General features: G+C 44.5%; 23 protein-coding genes. All 23 read right to left on the minus strand.

Annotated elements, in window-relative coordinates; all coding sequences use genetic code 11:
- Nucleotides 1-5: 5 nt before the first annotated feature.
- The 23 genes from A6J68_RS07035 to A6J68_RS07145 all read right to left on the minus strand — a co-directional run bounded on the left by A6J68_RS07035 (nucleotide 6) and on the right by A6J68_RS07145 (nucleotide 19,965).
- Nucleotides 6-2,921: a phage tail spike protein gene (locus A6J68_RS07035; protein WP_017646697.1), complete on the minus strand. Its 2,916-nt coding sequence runs from the start codon at nucleotides 2,919-2,921 to the stop codon at nucleotides 6-8.
- A complete protein-coding gene (locus tag A6J68_RS07040) occupies nucleotides 2,921-3,646 on the minus strand; it encodes a phage tail protein (protein ID WP_017646696.1) in 726 nt (241 codons plus the stop codon). Before A6J68_RS07040 ends, A6J68_RS07035 begins: the two co-directional genes overlap by 1 nt.
- The gene (locus A6J68_RS07045; protein WP_017646695.1) at nucleotides 3,643-6,762 is read right to left on the minus strand and encodes a phage tail tape measure protein; all 3,120 of its coding nucleotides are present in this window, start codon (nucleotides 6,760-6,762) and stop codon (nucleotides 3,643-3,645) included. Before A6J68_RS07045 ends, A6J68_RS07040 begins: the two co-directional genes overlap by 4 nt.
- 182 nt (nucleotides 6,763-6,944) lie before the next feature.
- Nucleotides 6,945-7,364: a hypothetical protein gene (locus A6J68_RS07050; protein WP_001249611.1), complete on the minus strand. Its 420-nt coding sequence runs from the start codon at nucleotides 7,362-7,364 to the stop codon at nucleotides 6,945-6,947.
- An 11-nt stretch (nucleotides 7,365-7,375) separates the two neighbouring features.
- Nucleotides 7,376-7,945 (minus strand): major tail protein, encoded by a 570-nt coding sequence (locus A6J68_RS07055; RefSeq protein ID WP_017646694.1) that lies wholly within the window; start codon nucleotides 7,943-7,945, stop codon nucleotides 7,376-7,378.
- Between the two features lie 2 nt (nucleotides 7,946-7,947).
- Nucleotides 7,948-8,274, minus strand: coding sequence for a hypothetical protein (locus A6J68_RS07060; protein ID WP_017646693.1), 327 nt, complete (start codon nucleotides 8,272-8,274; stop codon nucleotides 7,948-7,950).
- An 8-nt stretch (nucleotides 8,275-8,282) separates the two neighbouring features.
- A complete protein-coding gene (locus A6J68_RS07065; RefSeq protein WP_017646692.1) occupies nucleotides 8,283-8,651 on the minus strand; it encodes an HK97 gp10 family phage protein in 369 nt (122 codons plus the stop codon).
- Nucleotides 8,644-8,982: a head-tail adaptor protein gene (locus A6J68_RS07070; RefSeq protein ID WP_017646691.1), complete on the minus strand. Its 339-nt coding sequence runs from the start codon at nucleotides 8,980-8,982 to the stop codon at nucleotides 8,644-8,646. Before A6J68_RS07070 ends, A6J68_RS07065 begins: the two co-directional genes overlap by 8 nt.
- The gene (locus A6J68_RS07075; RefSeq protein ID WP_017646690.1) at nucleotides 8,982-9,239 is read right to left on the minus strand and encodes a head-tail connector protein; all 258 of its coding nucleotides are present in this window, start codon (nucleotides 9,237-9,239) and stop codon (nucleotides 8,982-8,984) included. The genes A6J68_RS07070 and A6J68_RS07075 overlap by 1 nt, the downstream gene beginning before the upstream one ends.
- Nucleotides 9,236-10,444 carry a phage major capsid protein gene (locus A6J68_RS07080; protein WP_017646689.1) on the minus strand — a complete coding sequence of 403 codons (1,209 nt, stop codon included), beginning with the start codon at nucleotides 10,442-10,444 and terminating at the stop codon, nucleotides 9,236-9,238. The genes A6J68_RS07075 and A6J68_RS07080 overlap by 4 nt, the downstream gene beginning before the upstream one ends.
- Nucleotides 10,445-10,456: 12 nt before the next feature.
- Entirely contained in the window at nucleotides 10,457-11,155 is a 699-nt protein-coding gene (locus A6J68_RS07085) for a head maturation protease, ClpP-related (RefSeq protein WP_017646688.1), read from the minus strand.
- Nucleotides 11,148-12,443: a phage portal protein gene (locus A6J68_RS07090; RefSeq protein WP_017646687.1), complete on the minus strand. Its 1,296-nt coding sequence runs from the start codon at nucleotides 12,441-12,443 to the stop codon at nucleotides 11,148-11,150. The genes A6J68_RS07085 and A6J68_RS07090 overlap by 8 nt, the downstream gene beginning before the upstream one ends.
- 68 nt (nucleotides 12,444-12,511) lie before the next feature.
- Nucleotides 12,512-12,715 carry a hypothetical protein gene (locus tag A6J68_RS07095; protein WP_017646686.1) on the minus strand — a complete coding sequence of 68 codons (204 nt, stop codon included), beginning with the start codon at nucleotides 12,713-12,715 and terminating at the stop codon, nucleotides 12,512-12,514.
- A gap of 69 nt (nucleotides 12,716-12,784) precedes the next feature.
- Nucleotides 12,785-13,123, minus strand: a complete 339-nt coding sequence (locus A6J68_RS07100; RefSeq protein WP_017646685.1) for a type II toxin-antitoxin system RelE/ParE family toxin — start codon at nucleotides 13,121-13,123, stop codon at nucleotides 12,785-12,787.
- Nucleotides 13,116-13,409: a hypothetical protein gene (locus A6J68_RS07105; RefSeq protein ID WP_017646684.1), complete on the minus strand. Its 294-nt coding sequence runs from the start codon at nucleotides 13,407-13,409 to the stop codon at nucleotides 13,116-13,118. The genes A6J68_RS07100 and A6J68_RS07105 overlap by 8 nt, the downstream gene beginning before the upstream one ends.
- 66 nt (nucleotides 13,410-13,475) lie before the next feature.
- On the minus strand, nucleotides 13,476-15,068 hold the full coding sequence (locus tag A6J68_RS07110; protein ID WP_017646683.1) for a terminase large subunit: 1,593 nt from the start codon (nucleotides 15,066-15,068) through the stop codon (nucleotides 13,476-13,478).
- Nucleotides 15,065-15,538: a phage terminase small subunit P27 family gene (locus A6J68_RS07115; RefSeq protein ID WP_017646682.1), complete on the minus strand. Its 474-nt coding sequence runs from the start codon at nucleotides 15,536-15,538 to the stop codon at nucleotides 15,065-15,067. The genes A6J68_RS07110 and A6J68_RS07115 overlap by 4 nt, the downstream gene beginning before the upstream one ends.
- Nucleotides 15,539-15,586: 48 nt before the next feature.
- Nucleotides 15,587-16,036, minus strand: coding sequence for a DUF4314 domain-containing protein (locus A6J68_RS07120; RefSeq protein WP_017646681.1), 450 nt, complete (start codon nucleotides 16,034-16,036; stop codon nucleotides 15,587-15,589).
- Between the two features lies 1 nt (nucleotide 16,037).
- Nucleotides 16,038-16,289, minus strand: a complete 252-nt coding sequence (locus A6J68_RS07125; RefSeq protein WP_017646680.1) for a hypothetical protein — start codon at nucleotides 16,287-16,289, stop codon at nucleotides 16,038-16,040.
- A gap of 61 nt (nucleotides 16,290-16,350) precedes the next feature.
- Nucleotides 16,351-17,631 carry a DNA cytosine methyltransferase gene (locus A6J68_RS07130; RefSeq protein ID WP_017646679.1) on the minus strand — a complete coding sequence of 427 codons (1,281 nt, stop codon included), beginning with the start codon at nucleotides 17,629-17,631 and terminating at the stop codon, nucleotides 16,351-16,353.
- On the minus strand, nucleotides 17,628-18,884 hold the full coding sequence (locus A6J68_RS07135) for a site-specific DNA-methyltransferase (protein WP_017646678.1): 1,257 nt from the start codon (nucleotides 18,882-18,884) through the stop codon (nucleotides 17,628-17,630). Before A6J68_RS07135 ends, A6J68_RS07130 begins: the two co-directional genes overlap by 4 nt.
- A complete protein-coding gene (locus A6J68_RS07140) occupies nucleotides 18,856-19,311 on the minus strand; it encodes a hypothetical protein (protein WP_017646677.1) in 456 nt (151 codons plus the stop codon). The genes A6J68_RS07135 and A6J68_RS07140 overlap by 29 nt, the downstream gene beginning before the upstream one ends.
- Before the next feature lie 288 nt (nucleotides 19,312-19,599).
- Nucleotides 19,600-19,965, minus strand: a complete 366-nt coding sequence (locus tag A6J68_RS07145; protein WP_017646676.1) for an HNH endonuclease — start codon at nucleotides 19,963-19,965, stop codon at nucleotides 19,600-19,602.

The raw sequence follows: 19,965 nt of genomic DNA on the forward strand, positions 1-19,965 counted from the left end.
CCTTTCTACTTGGCATCAATAAAACGACAAACTAGATGCTTGGCATTATGCCTTGCGGCTTCTAGTCGGTAATAACCAACCTGTAAGGTCTCCACAAAAACCCCATGATGAATTTTAATGACACCAGCTGTAACCGTCATGACGGCATTACCAGCTGACTTAATCATCATCCCTTGTGAGGTTAATTCGATATATTCAGAGTTATCCTTCTTACCAATAATCACCCCATTATCACCAGCTCTCAGATAAGTATTGACAAAGTTAAGCAATAGACTGTTGGCTTTAAGATCGGCTTCAATCGCTGCGATACGAGCTGTATTATCAATAAAGTCTTGATTAAATTGCGCAAGGACAGCTTCATTATTCTTCTCAAACTCTTTATAAGACTTGAGCCAATCAGCTACTTCTTTTGCCAAAGCTCTCGCTTCAAGGTCCACTCGGAGAGATTCTGTCTTTTCAGTTAGAAGGTCTAATTGCTGCTTCATAAACCCGTTGTCAGCTTTGGTATCAATCTGAGCGATAAGATCATTCAAAGAAGGCCCAGGCGCTGAAGCAACGTTGCCATCTTCCAATTGAACATTTCTAAGATAAACCACATCTCCTACTGACCACGAACCTGACTTTAAGTAAAAGATATAAGAATAGTACTGATAACTACTTACTTTCCATGAAGAAACAAACCTTTGCCAATCTGTTGTTACTTCGTAAGCTTTCGTTCCACCGAGTTCACAACCCATATTGAGTGTGACAGATTTTGAACACTTAATATCAATTGAAAAAGTCATAGTCGCACCAATTCGACTCCTTAAATCATAGAAGTTCCGATGAAATCCAGCTGTACCTGCTTTGGTACAGGTCATCTTTACAGTCACGCCACTAACAGAACTCGTATCCTCAACCACCTCCTTCTTCCACTCAGAGGTTACTGATGAAAAGGTCACAGCCTTCATGGCGTAATCGTCAATGTAATTACGACCTCCCAGTTCCGTTCCCTCAAAAAAGGAAGACCAGGTATAGTCACTAGGATTGGTTGAAGGCGTAGCACTCTCCCTATTGACAGCTAGTCCGAGGTAGCGTTTGCCAGTTGAGACGGCAGAAATCCCATCTCCCTTGTCACTATCTGCGTACATGCGCCAAGTGTATAGGGTCTTTCCATCCTTACCAGCCTTTCCATCCACACCCTTATCCCCATAAACTCCGATGACAATTGGCGTTGTTACCGTTGTTGAGCCATTAGTAAACGTGGTTTTTTCATAGTTCCACAGATACTTAAGCGTTGAGGTGAGTGAGGGAATAGTTTTGCTCCAACCAGAGCTTGTTGTGGTAATACCAGTCTTTTGTGCAGAGACTAAGTAGTACTGCTCCCTTAATTGAATGCCCACCCCATCTGCTCCGGCGTCCCCCTTTGGTCCAGGGGTTAAAGAGATAGTTTTAAGATCAACTTTTGTCGCTAGGCTGTCCCCTCTCACCTTTAGGAGTGGCGTATCAATTGAAAGACTCCCATCCCTATCCAAACTAAAGACTGGGGTGTGCTGGCCAGGAATAACAACCTTGTCTGCTTCAATTTCTAGGCTCTTCACATACTCTGATAGAATCTGTTGAGAGACAAGCCTTGTCATCCATGCTGAACTAGAGACGGTCAACTCATCAATCGTAGCTTTTTGGAGTGCTGCGACTCGTGCTTCAAGGGCATCCGTTGCCAGATAATCAAGGGCAGCTTTCTTCCCAGAACGCTCACCTTCTGCTTTGGCCTTAGCGATACCATCTTCAACTTCTGTTTGAAGACGCTCAAAGTGCCTATCAAAGACCTTCTTAAAATTAGCTCGCTCCTTAGACGCACGGTGTTCTGTAGCCGACTGATTGACATCAAGAATGGTCTTAGCCGCACTGGTTAGCGAATTGTTTCCTGATGATCCAGAGGTTGTAAAGCTAACCTCATCATCAAAGGTCACCAAAAGATACACTTCTTCTAGAGCATCAAAGGTATAACTAACTGCCTTTTTCTTAACATCTACCTTGTGCTTTTGACTTTTAAGAGTGACTGTATCTCCCAGATGGACTTCTTGACCATCAAGCTGATAAGCTTCAACGGTTATCTGTCTAGAGATGCTATCGATGTGCTCATGCGTGAACTTAGCCATCGCCCATTGGCGCAATTCTTCCTCTGTCTGAAGCGTGTTATTCTCATACCGTGCTTCGTGGACATAAGGGTATTGGTTAATGAGGGGACTTTCCACAACGACAGAAAGAACGGTATCCTCATCACTACCTTCTATCTGAAAGGTTGAGGTCGCATAGATGCGCGTAATGACCTTCTCAGAATCACCCTTATCCTCAAAAGCTTTCAGATTGTGATGGCTTGTGAGAATAACTCCCTTATCGTTGCCACGGTGTTTCTTAACTATCAGCTGAAAGTTATCACGAACGAGCTCACCTTCCCAGGTTCCAAGGATGGAATGTTTACCATCCATTAGAGCTTGATAAAGTGTCAAGTCTTCGTCAGACACATAGGTATGACGCTCCGTCACATCACTGTCAAAGCTAAAAAGTCCTAAATCAGATGGACAAACCTCAACCATCCTCATAAGGGCTGATTGGCAGGTGGTATTAGTCGCAGAAAAGGGCTTAATTTGACGTTTCATCACATCATCAGAAATGTGAGAGCACTCAAGCTCTACCCTATCGTCTTGAATTTTTGCCTGCTTAACACGAAAGAGCTGATTCCCCAAATCAGGAGTTGGACACAAAATCAACTCGTCTGCTCTAAGGGTTTCATGAACACCTGAATCCGTAATGGGGTAAGTTAATCGTAGCTGAAAGATACCATTTAGCTCCTCTTCGACCGTTGCACTCACCGTTTCAAATAATGGCTGACCATTCCATTTCGCTGTCTTTGTTTGACCATCAAGAAGGTAAAGCATCACACCCACCCCCAATTCGTCTCAAAGGTAAGCGATAGTATCCCACTGCCTAAAATCACTCCGACAGATTGTGTTGGATGACTAGCATCAATCGTGATGAAGTCCCCAGACCACTTGACAGCTTTCCCTGATAGGGTCTTAAAACTAGGACGGTCTGGGTGATTCACCATAACAAGAGGCTCTGTAAATTTCTCAATGCGAATCACTTGGTCCCCTACTGTAAACGAAGTCTCTGATACGGATTGACCAGTTATGGTAATGCTAGGAAAGGCAAGGGCAGATCCTTGTGTTTTTAACACACCATTGGCACTCAAAACTTGCCTATCCACACTCTTAAAAAAGCGAGTGGGGTGACAGATAAAGGTCACATCAATCACATACACATCATGGTCATCCTGCTTGATGTCAAAGCTATCCGTTCGGTAACACCAGAGCCTGGTGAGCTTAAGGCGTTCACTTTCTAGCCAAAACCCTTCCTGCATGAGATAAGCCGAGAACTCATTGACCCCTTTCTCACTCGCACCAATCAGATACAAGCGATAAGGTTTCTCAATCACTTCACGATGCTTATTGGTTTGAACAATCGCCCCACTCAATCCACGATGGTCTAGGAGTTGCGTTTTAGACCGTGGCACTTGAATGCTCGGTCTATCTTCCACAAGAACTTTAAAAAGAAAAGACGAGGTTCCTTTTCCATTCAGTACCAATTCATTATGTTTAATCACACTGTTCCTCCTCTCAGTAAGGCTTGTCGATTCATTTCATCAGCTAATCGACCAGCCACATAATCGGCTAGTTTTTTCATATCCGCTTCTTCACGAATCACAACATCCGTGATATTGACTGTTATGCTTGTTCCCTTGTTAGGCATGGTGGCTGCGATGCTGCGTCCGATACTGCCAAGAGTTTGGTTATTAAGAGGTAGAACTGCTTCACGTCCTGCCTCTCCTCCAACCATCAAGCTATCCCCTGTCATACCAAATGCCGTTGGCTTAGTCAGAATTCCACCCTTGGCGTACCACTGAATGGAAATCTTAGGTAAGCCACCTTTTAACCAATCAAGGGGATTGGCAGAACCTGACACACTAAAGTGCGGAAGAGGAATATGCGGCCACTTAATCTTGAAATTAAAGAGATTCTTAATGGCATTGATGGCTGAAGAAACCGCATTTTTTGCCCCATTGATAGCAATTGTAATGGTCGATTTGACCCCATTCCAGACAGAGGACACTGTGTTTGAAATACCATTTAGGACACCTGAGATAGTAGCCTTCATTCCGTTCCAAACGGAAGATACCGTTGAGCCAATACTAGATAGAATGGAACTAATCGTGGACTCAATGCCATTCCAGACATTACTAACAACACCCTTGATACTATTGAGTAAGTTTGTCATGGTGCCTTTGATACCATTCCAGGAATTGGAAATGAACTGCGCAATGGCATTTAGAACAATCGAAATCAGTGACTTGATGGCTTCCCAAACTGTAGAGACGACCTGCTTGATGGTTTCCCAGGCACCTGACCAATCACCCGTGATAATCTGCATAACTGCCTTGATAATACCTAAGACAACATTGATGGCTGTTTCAACGACCACTTTAATGATGTCCCAAGCTGTCGTGATAATCAGTTTGATATTCTCCCAACTGGCTTGAAGGTAAGGTCCAAGAATGGTCATGATGGTTTGAATGACTGTTGAAATAGCTGTCCACACGGTATTTGCGGCATTAAGGATTAGCTGTTGGTTCTCTGTCCACCAAGTAGTCAAGGTTCCCCATATCGACATAACAAAGCTTGATATCTGTTGGATAATGACAGATAAAAAGGCATAGATGGCATTCCAGATTTCTGTCACAGCTGTCCGAAAGCCTTCGTGATGTTGCCAAAGTTGTTGAATCCCAACAACCAGTAAGGCAATAGCGGCAATAACACCAAGAATAATCCCTACGATTGGAGCTGCTGCAGTTACCACCCCCATAATGGTTGTCCCCATAGCCATAGTGGCCGCTTGCAGGGCAATGAAAATCGGTAAGACTAAACCAAGAGCTGCGACCAAACTTCCGACGATGACAATAAACTGCTTGACTGGCTCTGATAGCCCAGAAAACCATGTGGCAACAGCTTGAAGTAAACTCGCTAATATTTCCAAGATAGGAGCTAGGGTTGCGGCAATAGCGTCTCCTATTTCAGCCATCGCTAACTTCGCCGTGTTTTGAGCGGTTGTAAACTGATCAATAGGATCAAGCGTCCCCTCATAAGTTTGCGTTACAATCCCAGCTGCCTTATCAGCTGTTCCTGCTAAATCTTCAAAAGACAAAGCACCACGCTTGATGGCATCAACCATACGAGGAGCTGCTTTACTTCCGAAGATTTCTGAGGCAAGAGAAAGAGCCTCTGTTTCACTGGTTGAAGTTTTGATTTGCTCAATGGTTCCAGCAAGTCCATCTTGAAGCGTAAGCCCATCGCCCGCATACTTAACAGCTGCCTTTGAGAGTGACGAGAGTGCTGCAGAAGAATCAACCCCTGCTTTTTCAAACTGTCCCATCAAGGTGACGCCCTCATCAAAGGAAAGGCCAAGGGCTTTGATTTGTGGTGCTCCCACTACTGCCTTGTCCATCAACTCTTGGACACCAACACCTGTTGCTTGGCTGGTATAAGTAACCGTGTCTAAAACACTTGATAAATCAGTCGCTTCAAGTCCATAGGCTTCAATCGCTTGTTTGGCTGAAAGGGCAGAGCTCGTCACATCACTCCCATTGATCTCTGAGAACTGAATCAACTGGGTAGAGGCTGATTTAAGAGCATCTCCTGTTAACCCAAATTGCGTATTCAACTCCCCTACGGCACTTCCTGCCGTATTAAAATCCGTTGGTAGTTCAGTGGCTAGGGTTTTAGCGATGTCTGTCATCTCTTCAAGGGCAGAACCAGTCGCTCCAGTTTTTGTGACAATGATATCCATACCCTCATCAACTTCAAGAAATGCGTCAAGCGATTGTTGACCGAAGTCAATCAATTTCTGTGACAACTCTCCCAGTTGGTCGCCAAACTCCATGAGAAGGTCAGCCTTTAAGAGGCTGTTTGTCTCTTCCAAAGAAGCCTTGGAACTCGCAGAGCTAGAGGCCAACTCCTCCATCTCATTTTGGAGATTGTTGTAAGCGGTCTTTGTCTCATTAAGAGTTTTCTCAAGCTTGTTAGCTTCAATTGAATTCTCCCCATACTCGCTCTTTGTCAAAGAGAGTTGTTGTTCCAGATTATGAATCTGTTTCTCAAGGATTTCTGAATGAGAAGCGACCTTTTGTTCGGCAAGTGCTAACTTATCAGCCTCACTTGCAGTCGAACCTAAAGCCGATTCTTGTAGCTTAAAGGAACTATTGAGTTTTTCGCTTTCTGACACCAACTGTGCCTGCTCATTTTGGAGACGATTGAGCTTGGACTGATTGGTTTCAACCTGCGCTCCGTTTTCTGAGAGAGCTCTGTTAACACTTTCTAGCTTTGATTCATAGCCCTTTAAGACTGTTTGAGTACTCTCCACCTCACGTTGGAAGGCACGGTATTGGTCTGCACCGATGTTACCGGCCTTGAACTGAGCCTCGACTTGGGCTTGAGCTTGACGAAGTGTGGCGAGTTTTTCTTTAGTTGTTTCAACTTGTTTGGCTAAGACTTCCTGCTTTTGGGTCAAAAGAGTGACATTGCCAGTATCAAACTTAAGAGCCTTGTCAATCTGACGCAGTTCTTTGGTGGCTTCAGAAGCCTGTTTGTTCACACCCTTTAAGGCATTTTGTAAGGGCTGGGTGTCGCCACCGATTTCAATGGTGATCCCCTTAATGTTTCCTGCCATCGTCACTCCTCCTCCCTACTAGAAATTGTCAAAGTCTGCTTGGGTAGCTTTGCGAACACCAGTCTCATCTCGGCTTCTTAGCTCCACATAATCCGTCTGATAATCCAGTGCCATGCCAATTGAGATGTGCTTTAAGTCATCAATGGAAAGGCCAGTCTCCTTACAACAAGAGAGGTAACTCTCTACCGTGAAGATTTCCTCGCTCGCTGTTTCGGAAGTTTCTGCTTTTTTCTGGTTGTCATCCCTTGGTTAAGCATGGACATCAAGACTGGCCCAACTTCCTGAAGGGGAAATTCCTCCATCGACATAAAGAAATCCTCGAATGGTTTGATTCGAGGATTGGCTGACTTGGCAAAGACCCAAAAGAGACGGTGGAAAAAGGTCATGTCGAAATCAGACAAGATAGATAGGTCAATCTGACTAGCCTTTAACTCTTCCCCCTCTTCCAATTGCTCAAGCTGTGTCATGATGGATTCCGCACTTAACATGTTAAAGAGATCCTGGAAATAATCTTTTCCAAATTGTTCCTTATAAGCAATTGGGGTGTAGGCATTCGTAGCCAAGGGATAGGTTTTCCCAGCAATGGTGATGTTTTGTCGCATGTTCTCCTCCTTTAAGCAGCTGGTTCAAAGACAGACTTAAACCAGTTCTCACGAATCTCATCACTTGTTTCTTCAGTCGTTCTGCGGCGAACAATCTTATCAAGTGGGCGTGGACTTGCCGTAAAGGTCAACTCTACCTCATTGATATCAGACCCAGACTTGGTTTTAGAGCCTACAGTTGGGCGTGAAGCGTAACAGTAATAAAGCACATGAAGCGTCTCTTTCTTGTCCCCTTCAAATCGGAACATGAGAGCGAAGTTCTTTTTCTTGCTGCTGGCAATCTCTGAAATGGTATTGGTGGTCACATCAAGTTGCTCGCCCAAAACACGAGTCAGAAACTCCTGAGACAAGAGGGCAACTTTGAGTGTTCCCTCATAGCCGTCATTGGATTCAGAGGTGTAAAAGTTGATGTTGTCTGCCTTGTAAGAACCCTTGTCTCCAGTTGGTTCAAGGGTTAGTTCTGCAGCACCACGAAGGCGCTCGACAGTACCATAAGTCAAAGCACCGGCAGCTCCCTCACTGGTGACTTCTGCCCAGTGGACATCTTGTAGGCCAAAGGTGACCTTGTTTTTTTCTGCCATGGTTATCCTCCTAATAGTGTGATGGAATAAATGGTTTGGTAGAGTTTCTCACTAGTGATGTAAGTCTCTACCTTGTCAAAATAAAGACGGTGGGCATCAAGAACTGATTCCACCGTCTTTTCTGTTGCTAAATCTTTCTTTGTCGTGTAAAGCTCAATCTGGACGTTGAGCCTTTTGTGATAAGTCCAGTTATCGGCCCCAAGATTATCTGAATCAGTGACCAGATAAACCATAAAGGGCGGACTGGGGCTGTGCCCTTCCTCAAAATGGTGATAGGCTACTGGGAGTTTGGTTGCTTTCAAGACACGGAAAAGCTCTTCAAATCTCATAGACCACCTCACAGTTTCTGTCGCAATTTGTCTTCAAACGACTGAATTGCCTTTTTCTCGACAGGAGCGATGTGCTTTCGCCCTTCAACCCGACCACCATTTTGTTTGGCATGCCCATCTTCAAGCAGATGAGTTAGCCCAGGCGTTCGGTTATGAATGGTTTTAGTCAGATCGGTATTGGTGTCAGTCGTTGTCTTACTCGTCCACCCTTTAGCATATTTCCCTCGTCGTTTTGGGGAAGTAACCTTTAAGGTATCAACGGCATCGTCTGTCACTTCCTCAACCACCTCACGCATGACATCTGTGGTCTCTTTGGCATAAGTCGTCAGCTCCTTTTCTATGACAGAAGCTAAATCATCAAGTCCAATCTTAGTCATAAAGCTCCTCCTTAGTCGTAACGATATAAATCAAGCTCCGTGGCACCGTATCACCATCAATAGACTCTATGGCATAAAATTGCCCACGAAAGAAAATCCGAGTCGTTAAAGAATTAAGGACAAGAACCTTCTTGTCATAACGCAAGGTAAACTGCACCTTGTTATGAATCAGTTTTGTCGCACTCCCATCACTTTCAGTTAAAGCTAGTGGACGACAAGAACACCAACGCATAAAGAGGTCATCCCAAATGGCCGACTCGTTTCCGATGTCGTCCTGCTTGAGTCGCTTTTCTTGAAAGACCAACTGTTCTCTTAGAGGCGCAATCTTCATCAGAACACATCCTTTCTATCTGCCAAAAGCAAATGATAGAGGGTTTCCTTCAACTCCTTGTGATTGGCTTCTTCACGGTGTTCATAAAGATAGGCAACCCCATAGAGGATTGCCGTCTTTAGAACTTCTGAAGTGGATGTCTCACGAAGGATATCTTCACAGAGTTGGCGGCTAGTTGTCATCAACTGCTCGATTAGATAGTCCTCCTCGCCATTTTCCACTTTCAGATAGAGCTTGACTTCTTCTAACGTCATCATGCCGTTTTACCTTTGATGGTCAAAGTCTTCACCGCTTCTGGTAGAACGAGTTTCCCATCCACACGCTGGCTGGCAAGAAAACCAATCTGACCATTGTTAGCGTAAAGCTCATTGAGACGCTTGAAGGTACGCCCTTGACGGTCCGCAATCCAGTAGTAAGAGAAATCACCAAATGCAATAGCTTTGTTTCCTGCTTCTGGAAGTGGCGCAAAAGTTGACGTGTAGTAAGGACGGTTGAGAATCAAATCAGGTTGACCAGCCTGTGTGGACGGTTGCCAGATGTAGTTTCCGTTATTGTCCTTGAGCTTACGGATTGCTTTAACCGTAGTATCGTGGAGAATCCAGACTGCATTCTTACGGTAAGGAGCAGGAAGCGAGTGGTAAAGCTCAATCATGTCATCAAAGGTGATGTCTTTGGTTGCGGTCGTTGGTCCTTCTACGTCTGCTTGAGTAAAGATACCTGTTGGTTTTTTTGAACCATCACCCACCAAGAATGATTTTTCTTCTTCTGTACCGATGCGGCGTGCAAACTCAGAAGTCATGTAAGACTCAAGGTCAAAGACAGAGTCATTGAGCAATTCTTCAGAGATACGGATTGCTGTCCCAATCTTATGTGAATCAAGAGTCACTTGACCAAAAGTCTCATCCGTCTCTGGATAGAGCCCATTCTCGTCCATCCAAGAGGCAGACCCGTGACCCGTAACAACTGGAATCTTACGCTCACCACTAGAGGTTTTGATAACAGTTGCCAGGCTACGGAAAAAGTTTTCTTCTTGGAGACCCTGAATCAACTTTTTCTCGTATTCATCAGGGACAAGGTGTCCGCCTTCTGTGTCTTCACCGACACGAAGAACATCCTTCACGTCATAGAAGTTACGCTTACGAACACTGGTCCAGAAAGTCTGGGTGTAGATGTCTGATGCCACACCTTTCTTTTCATCTTCTTTTTGGTTATCGACAATGACTGTTGGCTGCGTCGTTAGAGCTTGTGAGGTAGGTTGCGCCAGTTCAAGGTCAATCTTTTCTTGGCGCTCCAAGCGAGCAATTTCCTTATTGTAGAGCTCGATTTTAGATTCCATCTCCTCATAGCGTTTGGAATCTTCATCCGATACCAAGCCGTCTTCAGAGCGAACAGTATCCAGAAAGGCTTTCGCTTGAGCCCAAGCAGCGTTACGTTTTTCTTTCAATTCAAGTAGTTTAGACATAGGTATTCTCCTTTATTTCAATAGGTTCAATCGTTTTTCCAACTGATTGAAAGGGATTGTTTTCTGTGGTTTAGGCGGTTGAAGGCTCGCTTGCAGTTTCACCACCAAATCATGAGCAGCAGTCACTCTACTAAAGGTATAGCTATTTTGATGATCCTGCTCAGGTGTCTCCTCTTTCTCAAAGAGCACTTTATCCGCAAAACCAAGCTCCACAGCTTTCTTGGCATTGAACCAAGATTCCGAATCCATAAGATGAGAAATCTTGGTTCTGGAAAGTCCAGTTCTAAGCTCATAGGCATTGATAATGGACTCCTTAATTTCGCCAAGCATCTCAATGACCTTGGCCATATCTTTCGCTTCACCTTGCGCAAACGTCCAAGGGTTATGAATCATCATCATGGCAACTGGACTCATGGAAACTGTTGTCCCTGCCATGGCGATGACACTGGCAGCACTGGCGGCTAGACCATCAATGATGACATGGACATCGCCCTGATAATCCATAAGCATGTTATAGATTTGAGCGGCCGCAAATACATCACCCCCTGGACTGTTTATCCAGAGGGTGATGTCGCCTGTTCCTGCTAACAAATCATTCTTAAAGAGCTGCGGGGTGACTTCATCCCCAAACCAAGTCTCGTCCGCAATCTGTCCCTCAATCCGAAGGGTGCGGACTTCTCCTTCGTCAGTAAAATTCCAAAATTTACGCATCTTCTTCCTCCTCTGGTGGGCCTTCAGCTGGTTCCGTTTCTGTCGGTTGCTTCATGAAACCACCAGCATCTTTTAATTTGGTCATGTTTCCGTTAATCAAGTAGAGGTTTCCGCCTTCTTCATCAGAGAGCAAGTTCAAGTCTTCTAACTCACGAATGTCATTAGTCGAAAGCCAGCCATTTTGCCGTGCGATGGCATAGCCATTCATACGACTTTGGTAGTCTCCACGAAGCAAACCGTCTACATTAAACTTGATAAGATAACGCTTCTTTTCTTCAGGTAAAAAAAGAGACCTCTTGAAGGCCTGCTCTAACCGAACTACCCAAGGGTCTAAAGTATATTTCACAAATTCAAGTGACTGCTGTTCGATATTTGAAAAAGACGACTTCTCCAAATCCCCAACCATATGGGGTGGAATGCGGTAAAGCCGTGCAATTTCGTTAATCTGAAACTTCCGTGTCTGTAGAAACTGGGCTTCTTCTGGTGGAATACCGACTTGGGTATACTTCATCCCTTCTTCAAGAACTGCCACCTTATGGGCGTTGGTCGCCCCATTATAGACAGCATTCCATGAATCACGAACTCGTTTAGGATCTTTCAAAATCCCTGGGTGTTCTAAGACACCACCTGGGTTAGCACCATTTTTAAAGAAGGCTGCCCCATAATTTTCGGTCGCTAGTGTCATCCCAATCGCATTTTTTGCCATGGCAATCGGTGAGTAACCAATCAAGCCATCAAAGCCAAGACCAGGCACATGAAGAATATCCTCCTGCTTCAATAGGACTGTCCCTTTATCTTTGAAGTTAGGATTCTCTTCGGTTTGCCTTTGGTATTTGTAGTAGAGTTTCCCACTATCATCACGGTGGACAGACATCTTATCTGGCAAAAGCGGATAGAGACTAATCACTCGTCCAGCCTTATCCCTGATAATCTGTACATAAGCATTTCCCCATATTAACAAGTGACTCATAATCGTCTCTCGAAAGACAAAGGATGACATCTCAGGATTGGGCTCATCATGGAGCAGAAAGTAAAGTGGATGATCCATCTTTCTCTCCTTACCATTGGTTGTGCGTCCGTAAACATGTAGAGGGAGACTTGCGATAGCTTCTGCCAAAATACGCACACAAGCATAAACTGCCGTCGTCTGCATGGCCTTAAATTCATCCACATTCTCCCCACTGGTTGTGCGACCAAAGAGGTAAGAAAAGTCCTGTCCCTCATAGCTATTTCGAGCTACAGGCTCAGCCCTTGCCCTTTTTAGTCCTAGTACATCAAGTAATCCCATAATCCCTCCTTATTTTGGGTACGAAAAAAGCACCTCCGCATTTGAAGATGCTTCATGCTATATTCTTTTTAGCTTTCCAAAATAGTCTCAATCAAATCTCGAATTGACGTCACCGAAGAGTGATGTTCGATATCTTTTTCTTCAAGTGAATAAGCATAAACACCAGTCTCGTCTGACCAATAGGCCACAGCATCATTCTCTGAAAATTCCCCTGCAGAAACTTTATCTCTTAACTCGGCTACGATTTTCTCTTGAATTTCTTTAATCGTCATATTAAAACCTCACTTCTTAATAGTTCTATTTTGACTCTAAATCCTAACTTTCGGTCAAAAAATCAATGGCTATTTATTAAATAATTTAGCCCAATTTTGCTTTGAATTCATAATACGAGCAACGTTGACGGTGTGTTGCTCTATAAAATAAAAAGCAATATGGTTTTCGATAGGCATATAGCGATAGATTTTACCATCATCAGTCAATTGACCATAACCACGACTTGATACCAAAGGACAGGCCTCAGGAAAAGTTTCTAAGGTTTCAAGAGCAGATAATATTAAATCAATCTTCCCATCTGCAGATTGCTGGCTATAAAAGTTCACTAAGATATAGTCATGGATATCCCTCAAGTCTTGCTTTGCATGGTCTGCAAGAAGAACATGGTAACGTTTGTGATTAGTCAAGGCCAAATTCCTTTCTGACATCAGAGAGCGCAGTCACCTTGCCCTCCATGATATCTTGATGCCCAAGTAAAATCTCCTTTTTTAAATCTTCAAAGGCGATTTGATACTGTGATTCTGTTAAATCGCTAGAAACGAATTCTTTTGCATCGACTGCCCCTGTTGCAATTTTACGGAGAGCCGCATTGAAAACATCAGAAAGCGTTAACTTTTCATCTGCTAGAATTGCTTTGGTTTGTTGGTAAAAGGCAGAATCTGCTCTAAAATTGACTGGTTGAGTATTTGCCATAATAAAGACCTCTTTTGTAAAGATGATTTGTATTTACATTTTATCAAACTTCTCTTTATACTTCAACTAAAAACTCAATATCCCTCGCTCATCATAGACACTAGTTTCATCACCTTGGTGGCGAATACAACGGTCAAGTCCCATGATAAGTGACACAATACCGTCAATCTTCTCGACTGACTTTTCCTTGTCTGGCTTGATGTTACCAGCAGGGTCTTGTCGCATGACTACATTCTGTCCCATCCATTTAAGAACAGGATGACCACCGTGTTGGATTTTCCCTTCCATCATGAGTTTGTAGAGTTCCTTGGACGGTGGGCTCATATCCTTATAGCCCTGTCCAAAAGGCACCATGGTTAAGCCCATTCCTTCAAGGTTCTGCACCATCTGGGTCGCATTCCAACGGTCATAAGCAATCTCCTTGATGTGGTAGGTTTCAGAGAGTTGTTCAATAAAGGCTTCGATAAAACCATAGTGAACAACGTTCCCTTCGGTTGTCTTGATATAGCTCTGCCTTTCCCAAACGTCATAAAGGACATGGTCACGACGACATCTTAGTTCCAAGGTGTCCTCTGGTAACCAAAAGAATGGCAAGATGATGTAGTTCTCCTCGCTATGTCGTGGTGGGAAAACCAAAACAAAGGCTGTAATGTCAGATGTGCTTGATAAGTCAAGCCCTGCGTAACAGTCACGACCTTTAAGAGCTTCATAATCTATCGGGGCATTACCTTTGGCATAGACATGTTCAGGAATCCAAGCCACGCTAGAACTCGTCCACATGTTGAGTCGGAGTTGCTTAAAGACATTCTCCTCTGCTGGGTTATCAAGAGCCTGTTGATAGGCTTCACGAACACGGTCAATCCCAATGGTGTGCCCAAGGGACGGATTGGCTTTTAGCCAGTTGGCTTCGTCATTCCAATCATCTTCATCAGAAAGGCCATAAACCACTGGATAAAAGGACGTGTCCTGCTTTCGACCTTTAAGGATATCGAGAGCCTTGGTGTGGAGTTCATAACAGATGGAGTTTTTATCTGTCCCAGCTGTTGTGATGATGAAAAAGAGAGGTTGTTCCCTGGCATCACCAGAACCTTTGGTCAAGACATCATAGAGATGACGATTGGGTTGGGCATGAATTTCATCAAAGACAAGACCTGACACGTTAAGACCGTGTTTTGTCCCTGTCTCAGCTGAAAGGACTTGGTAAAATCCAGCATTGGAATAATTCACTATCCTCTTTGTCGCCCCCATAATCTTGGAGCGTTTCTCAAGCGGTCGGCTCATGAGAACCATTTGTTTGGCAACGTCAAATACAATGGAAGCTTGGTTGCGGTCACAAGCCGCTCCATACACTTCCGCACTGGCTTCATTGTCAGCATACAAAAGATAAAGGGCAATAGCTGCGGCAAGTTCAGACTTACCGTTTTTCTTCGGAATCTCGATGTAGGCTGTCAGAAACTGACGATTACCATCTTCCTTAACAATCCCAAAGAGGTCACGAACAATCTGTTCCTGCCACGGCAACAAATCAAACTTCTTCCCTGCCCACTTCCCCTTGGTGTGGGCAAGGTTGTTGATAAAGGTAACTGCCCTATCTGCCTTTGCCTTGTCGTAGTGGGAAGTCGGAAGCATAAAAGGACTCGGTTCATAGTGATAAGTCATAGAATACCTCCTAACAAATCCTCCATCTCATCACCAGTACCAACCTCCGCATCCATAGTCGCCAAGCGATTACGAGCTGATGGTGTCAAACCAAACTGCTCACAGAACTTGAGCATGATTTTCAGGTTGGTTTGACTGATAGATACCTGTGGCACTTGTTGGAGATAACCATTTGGTGTTTTGATGATGGACCCATGTTTGGAGAGAAACTCTTCGGCTTCCTTCCAACGTGCATAGGCTTGGCAATAGCCTGCGAAGGCTGTCATATCCATCTCCGTTAATATCCCCATTTGTTCGAGGATTTTTCCCATCCGTTTCCATTCCTTCTTGGCATCATCTTCCAGCCACTGTGGGCAACGTGGGGCTTTCTGTTTGGGCTTAACCTCGTTAATCGGTAGAGGTCGTTTCCCTGAGTTTCCTTCAAGTATTTTCAAATTGGTAGGCTTTGGTTTTCGCCCTCTAACTGCCACGGTCTCACCTCCTTTTTGGCACAAAAAAAGGCTTCAAACAGAAACCTTTTAGTTCTTAACAACACTTTCAATCTCCTCACGAGATAACTTAACACTCGGTTCTAAGTTATGGTAATGTCGTTCATCTTCAAACACATCAATCTCAACTCTAGCGGTCGGACTAGTCATTAAGCTAATAACCTCATCATGCGATAAGGGAACGGCTTTCTCACCACTATCAAAAACGTATCCATTGTACCCCTGTCTCAGATAGTTGTAGAGACTTTGAATAAAGCCGTCACGGTCAGGCTCAACCTTGACCACACTATCAATACCGTACAATATGTTTAAGCTCTGTCCATTATCCCAAGAGACAAGGAGAGAACCAATGTCATCTACATCAAGCACCGTGCCAAGCATCCCCACTGGAACTGGGCGAGGGTCGTCCATCTGGACTAACCTCACCCTTGTCCCTTCTGGGTAGGTTGACTTGATTCGGTTTAGAATCTTGTCGTTCATCTTATGCTCCTAATGTTTCAAATGCCCATTTGACTGCGTGACCTTGGTCTTGAAAGGTTTCTTCTGAGGTTTTCTCAAGGTTAAGGTCTGCCTCCATGCGATTGGTGTACTCGCTAAGGCTCTCGTATTTGTAAATCTCAGCCACAATGCCTTTGTAAGTTGGTGTGGCAACAATCACCCAATCCTTGTAAGGAAGGATGCTTGCGGTTGCTGGATAATGGCTGTAAAGTTTTTCAAGTGTTGTGGTTGTCATGGTTTTGTTCTCCTCTTCTTTTGTTGGTTACATATTACCTCTAAAGAGGACTTATATCCAGTCATTTCTGCTTATTATTTGCAGATTTATTGGCTTCTAAAATAGCTTTCCCAATGGCATAAACCACGGTTACTGTCACGCCATTGCCAGCCTGTTTGTAGAGCTGGGCATCAGAGTTAACAGCCTGAGCCTTGTCAAACAAGTCATCTGAAAACCCTTGGAGTCTGAAACACTCTCGTGGGGTCAAACGTCTGATTTTCACCACTCGACCCTTCCAAACCACGGCACCCATCTGACCACCACAAGAGAGGTTGTGTGCGATGCCCTTCCCTACTCTGGCTCGTCTCGTCTGTGAGCCTGGATAGGAAAGGTCAACAGAGTCGCCAACCTCTGCGACTTGGTAGTCCTGCTTTGTCCCATTTCTGACCTTGATGCCTTCAAGGACACCGTGACGGTCTTGAGAAGTCAGAGTAAACATAGGCTCATCCTGTTCCTTTAGCCGTCTACCATTTTGGCGTTTAGTGATTCTATCTGGGGTCAGAATGGGCTGAACCTCAAGAACACCAGAGTTCATTGCTGTTCTTTTTGTAGCTCCTGCCGTATAACGAGCGGTTATACACCGTGCTTCTTCAGTTAGTTTTGGCTCGGTCAAAGACTGGTCAATCAGATAAAGACCTGTCTTAGCTCCTAGTCCTCCCCCCTCACCAACAAGGGTTGTGGCAATGCCACTTGGGTCGTAGACTCGATAGCTTTGCATGCCACCTACAAGTTGCTTAAGATAGCTACCGCCTTCTCCGCTGAGAGGTAGTACTTGTCGTCGACCTCGACTTCTAAGATGTCCGAGAGTGTAGATACGTTCTCGGTTTTGGGGAACTCCGTAGTCTTTTGAGTTGAACACTTGCCATTCAAGGTCGTACCCTGCTTCATCCAAGATAGAGAGATAGTCGAGATAATCTCGTCCCCCGCCACTTGATAGAAGTCCCTTAACATTTTCAAGGAGAACCCATTCGGGTTTATCTTCTTCCTTTTGGCTTTGGATGAGGTCAACAAATGTAAAAAAGAGTCCACTTCGCTCACCGTATAGGCCGGCTCGCTTTCCTGCGATAGACACATTTTGACAAGGGCTTCCCGCAGTCCATAAATCTGCTTTTGGAAGTCGTGTGGGGTCAATGCTTGTGATGTCGTCATGAAACCATTCTCCTTCTGTATCGTACATTGCTTCATAGGATTTCCGTGCAAACTTATCCTTCTCACAATACCCAAGACAGGTCATACCTGCCAATTCCAACCCACGACGAAAGCCACCCACTCCTGCAAAGAAATCAAGAAAGGTTAGAGTCATAGGTCATCCTCCATATGTGCTTTAGCTTCGTCATAAGATAAGGTCTGACCATTTCGAAGGACTGTCACATCGGAATTAGCAGTCGACTCCATGTAGCGTTTGACAATGACATCCACAAACTTTTCATCAAGCTCTATGCCGTAACAGATTCGACCAGTTTGGTCAGCTGCCATGAGGGTTGAGCCTGAACCAAGAAATGGGTCAAGAACTAACGTTCCTCGCATGGATGAGTTTTGGATAGGATATGCCATGAGATGAATCGGCTTCATGGTTGGATGGTCTTTACTAGACTTAGGTCGGTCATATTCCCAGATAGTTGTTTGCTTACGGTCACTGAACCACTGGTGTTTTCCCTTTTGTTTCCAACCAAAGAGACAGGGTTCGTGTTGCCATTGGTAGGGACTGCGTCCGAGAACCAGTGAGTTCTTCTTCCAAATACAACAACCGCTCAGATAGAAACCAGCATCCTTGAAAGCCTTACGGAAGTTAAGCCCTTCCGTGTCCGCATGGAAAACATAGATTGAAGCATCAGCTTCCATGTGGCTTTCAACCTGAGTAAACATGTCATAGAGGAATTGATAGAAGTCCCCGTCCGACATATTATCGTTGAGGATTTTTCCAGCCGTCTCTTCCACGTTCACGTTATAAGGCGGGTCCGTCACAACAAGATTGGCTTTTTTATCACCAAGTAGCTGGTCATAAGTTTCTGCCTTGGTTGAATCACCACAAATCACTCGGTGTTTTCCAAGTTGCCAGATGTCTCCACGTCTTGCGACAGTTGGTTTCTTCAGCTCCTCTTCCACGTCAAAGTCATCTTCAGTCAAGTCCTTGTCGTGGACGTTGGAGAGAATGTCATCAATCTCTGGTGGTTCAAAACCAGTCAAGTCAAGGTTGAAGTCAGACTCTTGCAAATCCAAAAGCAAGTCAGCTAGAAGCTGGTCATCCCATTGACCAGTGATTTTATTGAGGGCAATATTCAGTGCCTTTTCGTCTTCCTTGGAAAGAGAAACAATGACGCACTTGGCCGTTTCATACTTGAGGTCTTTCAATACCGTCAAGCGTTGGTGACCACCAATGACTGTCAAATCCTCGTTGACAATGATTGGGTCAACGTAGCCAAACTTGAGTAGGCTTTGTTTAATCTTTTCGTACTCCTTATCACCCTTTTTCAGTTTCTTTCGAGGGTTATAAGAAGCTGGTTTTAAGTCACTCAGGGGAAGTTCCTTAATCTCCATCTTGGGTTGCGTTGTCATTAGATACTCCTTTTCTAAATCGGTATTCCACGTAACAAGGGTGTCCGCAGAACTTCCTTTTTGGATTGGCATAAGATAAAAAAAACTCACCACAGTTTTGGCAAGTCAATTCATCGTATGCAGTTTTGGTTTTATCGTGTTGGCTTTGATGGTTTCGCCACCAAATCGCTCGGCAGCTATTTGAGCAGAACTTTTTAGGTCTGCCTTGGACAGCATGGTGTAATTTTTTCATGCAGTTCTTACAATAAGGACGTTCTCCTTCATCAAGCTGATACTTGACGAACTGACCCACTCCTTTTAACTCTGGGTGTCTGCGGCAATATTGCTTCACCGAACCAAGAGACAGATTTAACATTTGAGCAATGGCACCATAGCCAAATCCATCTCGCCTAAGCTTCCAAATGCCTCGCCGCTGATTATCGTTCATTTGTTTTCCTCCAAGAACTAAAAATGGTTATTTTCTCTATTTTTCACTTAGTTACCCCTTCAAAAACAGGCTAAAACAGACACTAGCAAACGATACTTACCCTGCTAGAAAGATTGACACCATAATGGTTCAATGCACTTTTTAGCTGTTTTCGGTATGCCCCTAACAAATTTTGCGAAAATGCACGTTTGAGGGGGCGTCGGTCTTTGTGGGACAAGGGTTTAGAGATTTATACCCCCCTACCCCAAATGATGGAAAAAGGGATACTTTTGTAACGAAACTCTAAATTTAAAACCGATAAGTATATTCCACATATCGGTCAGTCGTCTTAGTCTTTCGGTCATGACAAGATTTACAGAGAGCTTGCCAGTTGGATTGGTTCCAAAAGAGGTCTTGGTCTCCTCGGTGGGGAGTGACGTGGTCAACCACCGTTGCCTTGGTTAGTCGTCCTTTCCTTTGACAGTAAACACAAAGAGGATGGAGCTTTAAGTAACGAAGCCGTGCCTTGTTCCAGCGAGAGTTGTAACCTTTGGCTTTGGTTGACTTGGCATCAAGGGTATGGTTAGCTTTGTGGTCATCGCAGTACTTGTTTCCATAGGTCACAAGGTTAGGACAACCATGCTGCTTGCAAGGGGTGCTTGGTCGGCGTGGCAT

Origin of the sequence: Streptococcus sp. 'group B', assembly GCF_002073795.1 — a bacterium.
Classification (GTDB): Bacteria; Bacillota; Bacilli; order Lactobacillales; family Streptococcaceae; genus Streptococcus; species Streptococcus agalactiae.

Bases quoted from the DNA above. Each gene is read 5' to 3' on its own strand.
- A6J68_RS07060 (WP_017646693.1), bottom strand. From the start codon at position 8,274: ATGAGATTTGAAGAGCTTTTCCGTGTCTTGAAAGCAACCAAACTCCCA.
- A6J68_RS07035 (WP_017646697.1), bottom strand. From the start codon at position 2,921: ATGCTTTACCTTCTTGATGGTCAAACAAAGACAGCGAAATGGAATGGT.
- A6J68_RS07095 (WP_017646686.1), bottom strand. From the start codon at position 12,715: ATGACGATTAAAGAAATTCAAGAGAAAATCGTAGCCGAGTTAAGAGAT.
- A6J68_RS07055 (WP_017646694.1), bottom strand. From the start codon at position 7,945: ATGGCAGAAAAAAACAAGGTCACCTTTGGCCTACAAGATGTCCACTGG.
- A6J68_RS07080 (WP_017646689.1), bottom strand. From the start codon at position 10,444: ATGTCTAAACTACTTGAATTGAAAGAAAAACGTAACGCTGCTTGGGCT.
- A6J68_RS07105 (WP_017646684.1), bottom strand. From the start codon at position 13,409: ATGGCAAATACTCAACCAGTCAATTTTAGAGCAGATTCTGCCTTTTAC.
- A6J68_RS07120 (WP_017646681.1), bottom strand. From the start codon at position 16,036: ATGAACGACAAGATTCTAAACCGAATCAAGTCAACCTACCCAGAAGGG.
- A6J68_RS07135 (WP_017646678.1), bottom strand. From the start codon at position 18,884: ATGACAACGCAACCCAAGATGGAGATTAAGGAACTTCCCCTGAGTGAC.
- A6J68_RS07085 (WP_017646688.1), bottom strand. From the start codon at position 11,155: ATGCGTAAATTTTGGAATTTTACTGACGAAGGAGAAGTCCGCACCCTT.
- A6J68_RS07140 (WP_017646677.1), bottom strand. From the start codon at position 19,311: ATGAACGATAATCAGCGGCGAGGCATTTGGAAGCTTAGGCGAGATGGA.
- A6J68_RS07090 (WP_017646687.1), bottom strand. From the start codon at position 12,443: ATGGGATTACTTGATGTACTAGGACTAAAAAGGGCAAGGGCTGAGCCT.
- A6J68_RS07145 (WP_017646676.1), bottom strand. From the start codon at position 19,965: ATGCCACGCCGACCAAGCACCCCTTGCAAGCAGCATGGTTGTCCTAAC.
- A6J68_RS07110 (WP_017646683.1), bottom strand. From the start codon at position 15,068: ATGACTTATCACTATGAACCGAGTCCTTTTATGCTTCCGACTTCCCAC.
- A6J68_RS07050 (WP_001249611.1), bottom strand. From the start codon at position 7,364: ATGCGACAAAACATCACCATTGCTGGGAAAACCTATCCCTTGGCTACG.
- A6J68_RS07130 (WP_017646679.1), bottom strand. From the start codon at position 17,631: ATGACTCTAACCTTTCTTGATTTCTTTGCAGGAGTGGGTGGCTTTCGT.
- A6J68_RS07075 (WP_017646690.1), bottom strand. From the start codon at position 9,239: ATGATGACGTTAGAAGAAGTCAAGCTCTATCTGAAAGTGGAAAATGGC.
- A6J68_RS07070 (WP_017646691.1), bottom strand. From the start codon at position 8,982: ATGAAGATTGCGCCTCTAAGAGAACAGTTGGTCTTTCAAGAAAAGCGA.
- A6J68_RS07065 (WP_017646692.1), bottom strand. From the start codon at position 8,651: ATGACTAAGATTGGACTTGATGATTTAGCTTCTGTCATAGAAAAGGAG.
- A6J68_RS07125 (WP_017646680.1), bottom strand. From the start codon at position 16,289: ATGACAACCACAACACTTGAAAAACTTTACAGCCATTATCCAGCAACC.
- A6J68_RS07045 (WP_017646695.1), bottom strand. From the start codon at position 6,762: ATGGCAGGAAACATTAAGGGGATCACCATTGAAATCGGTGGCGACACC.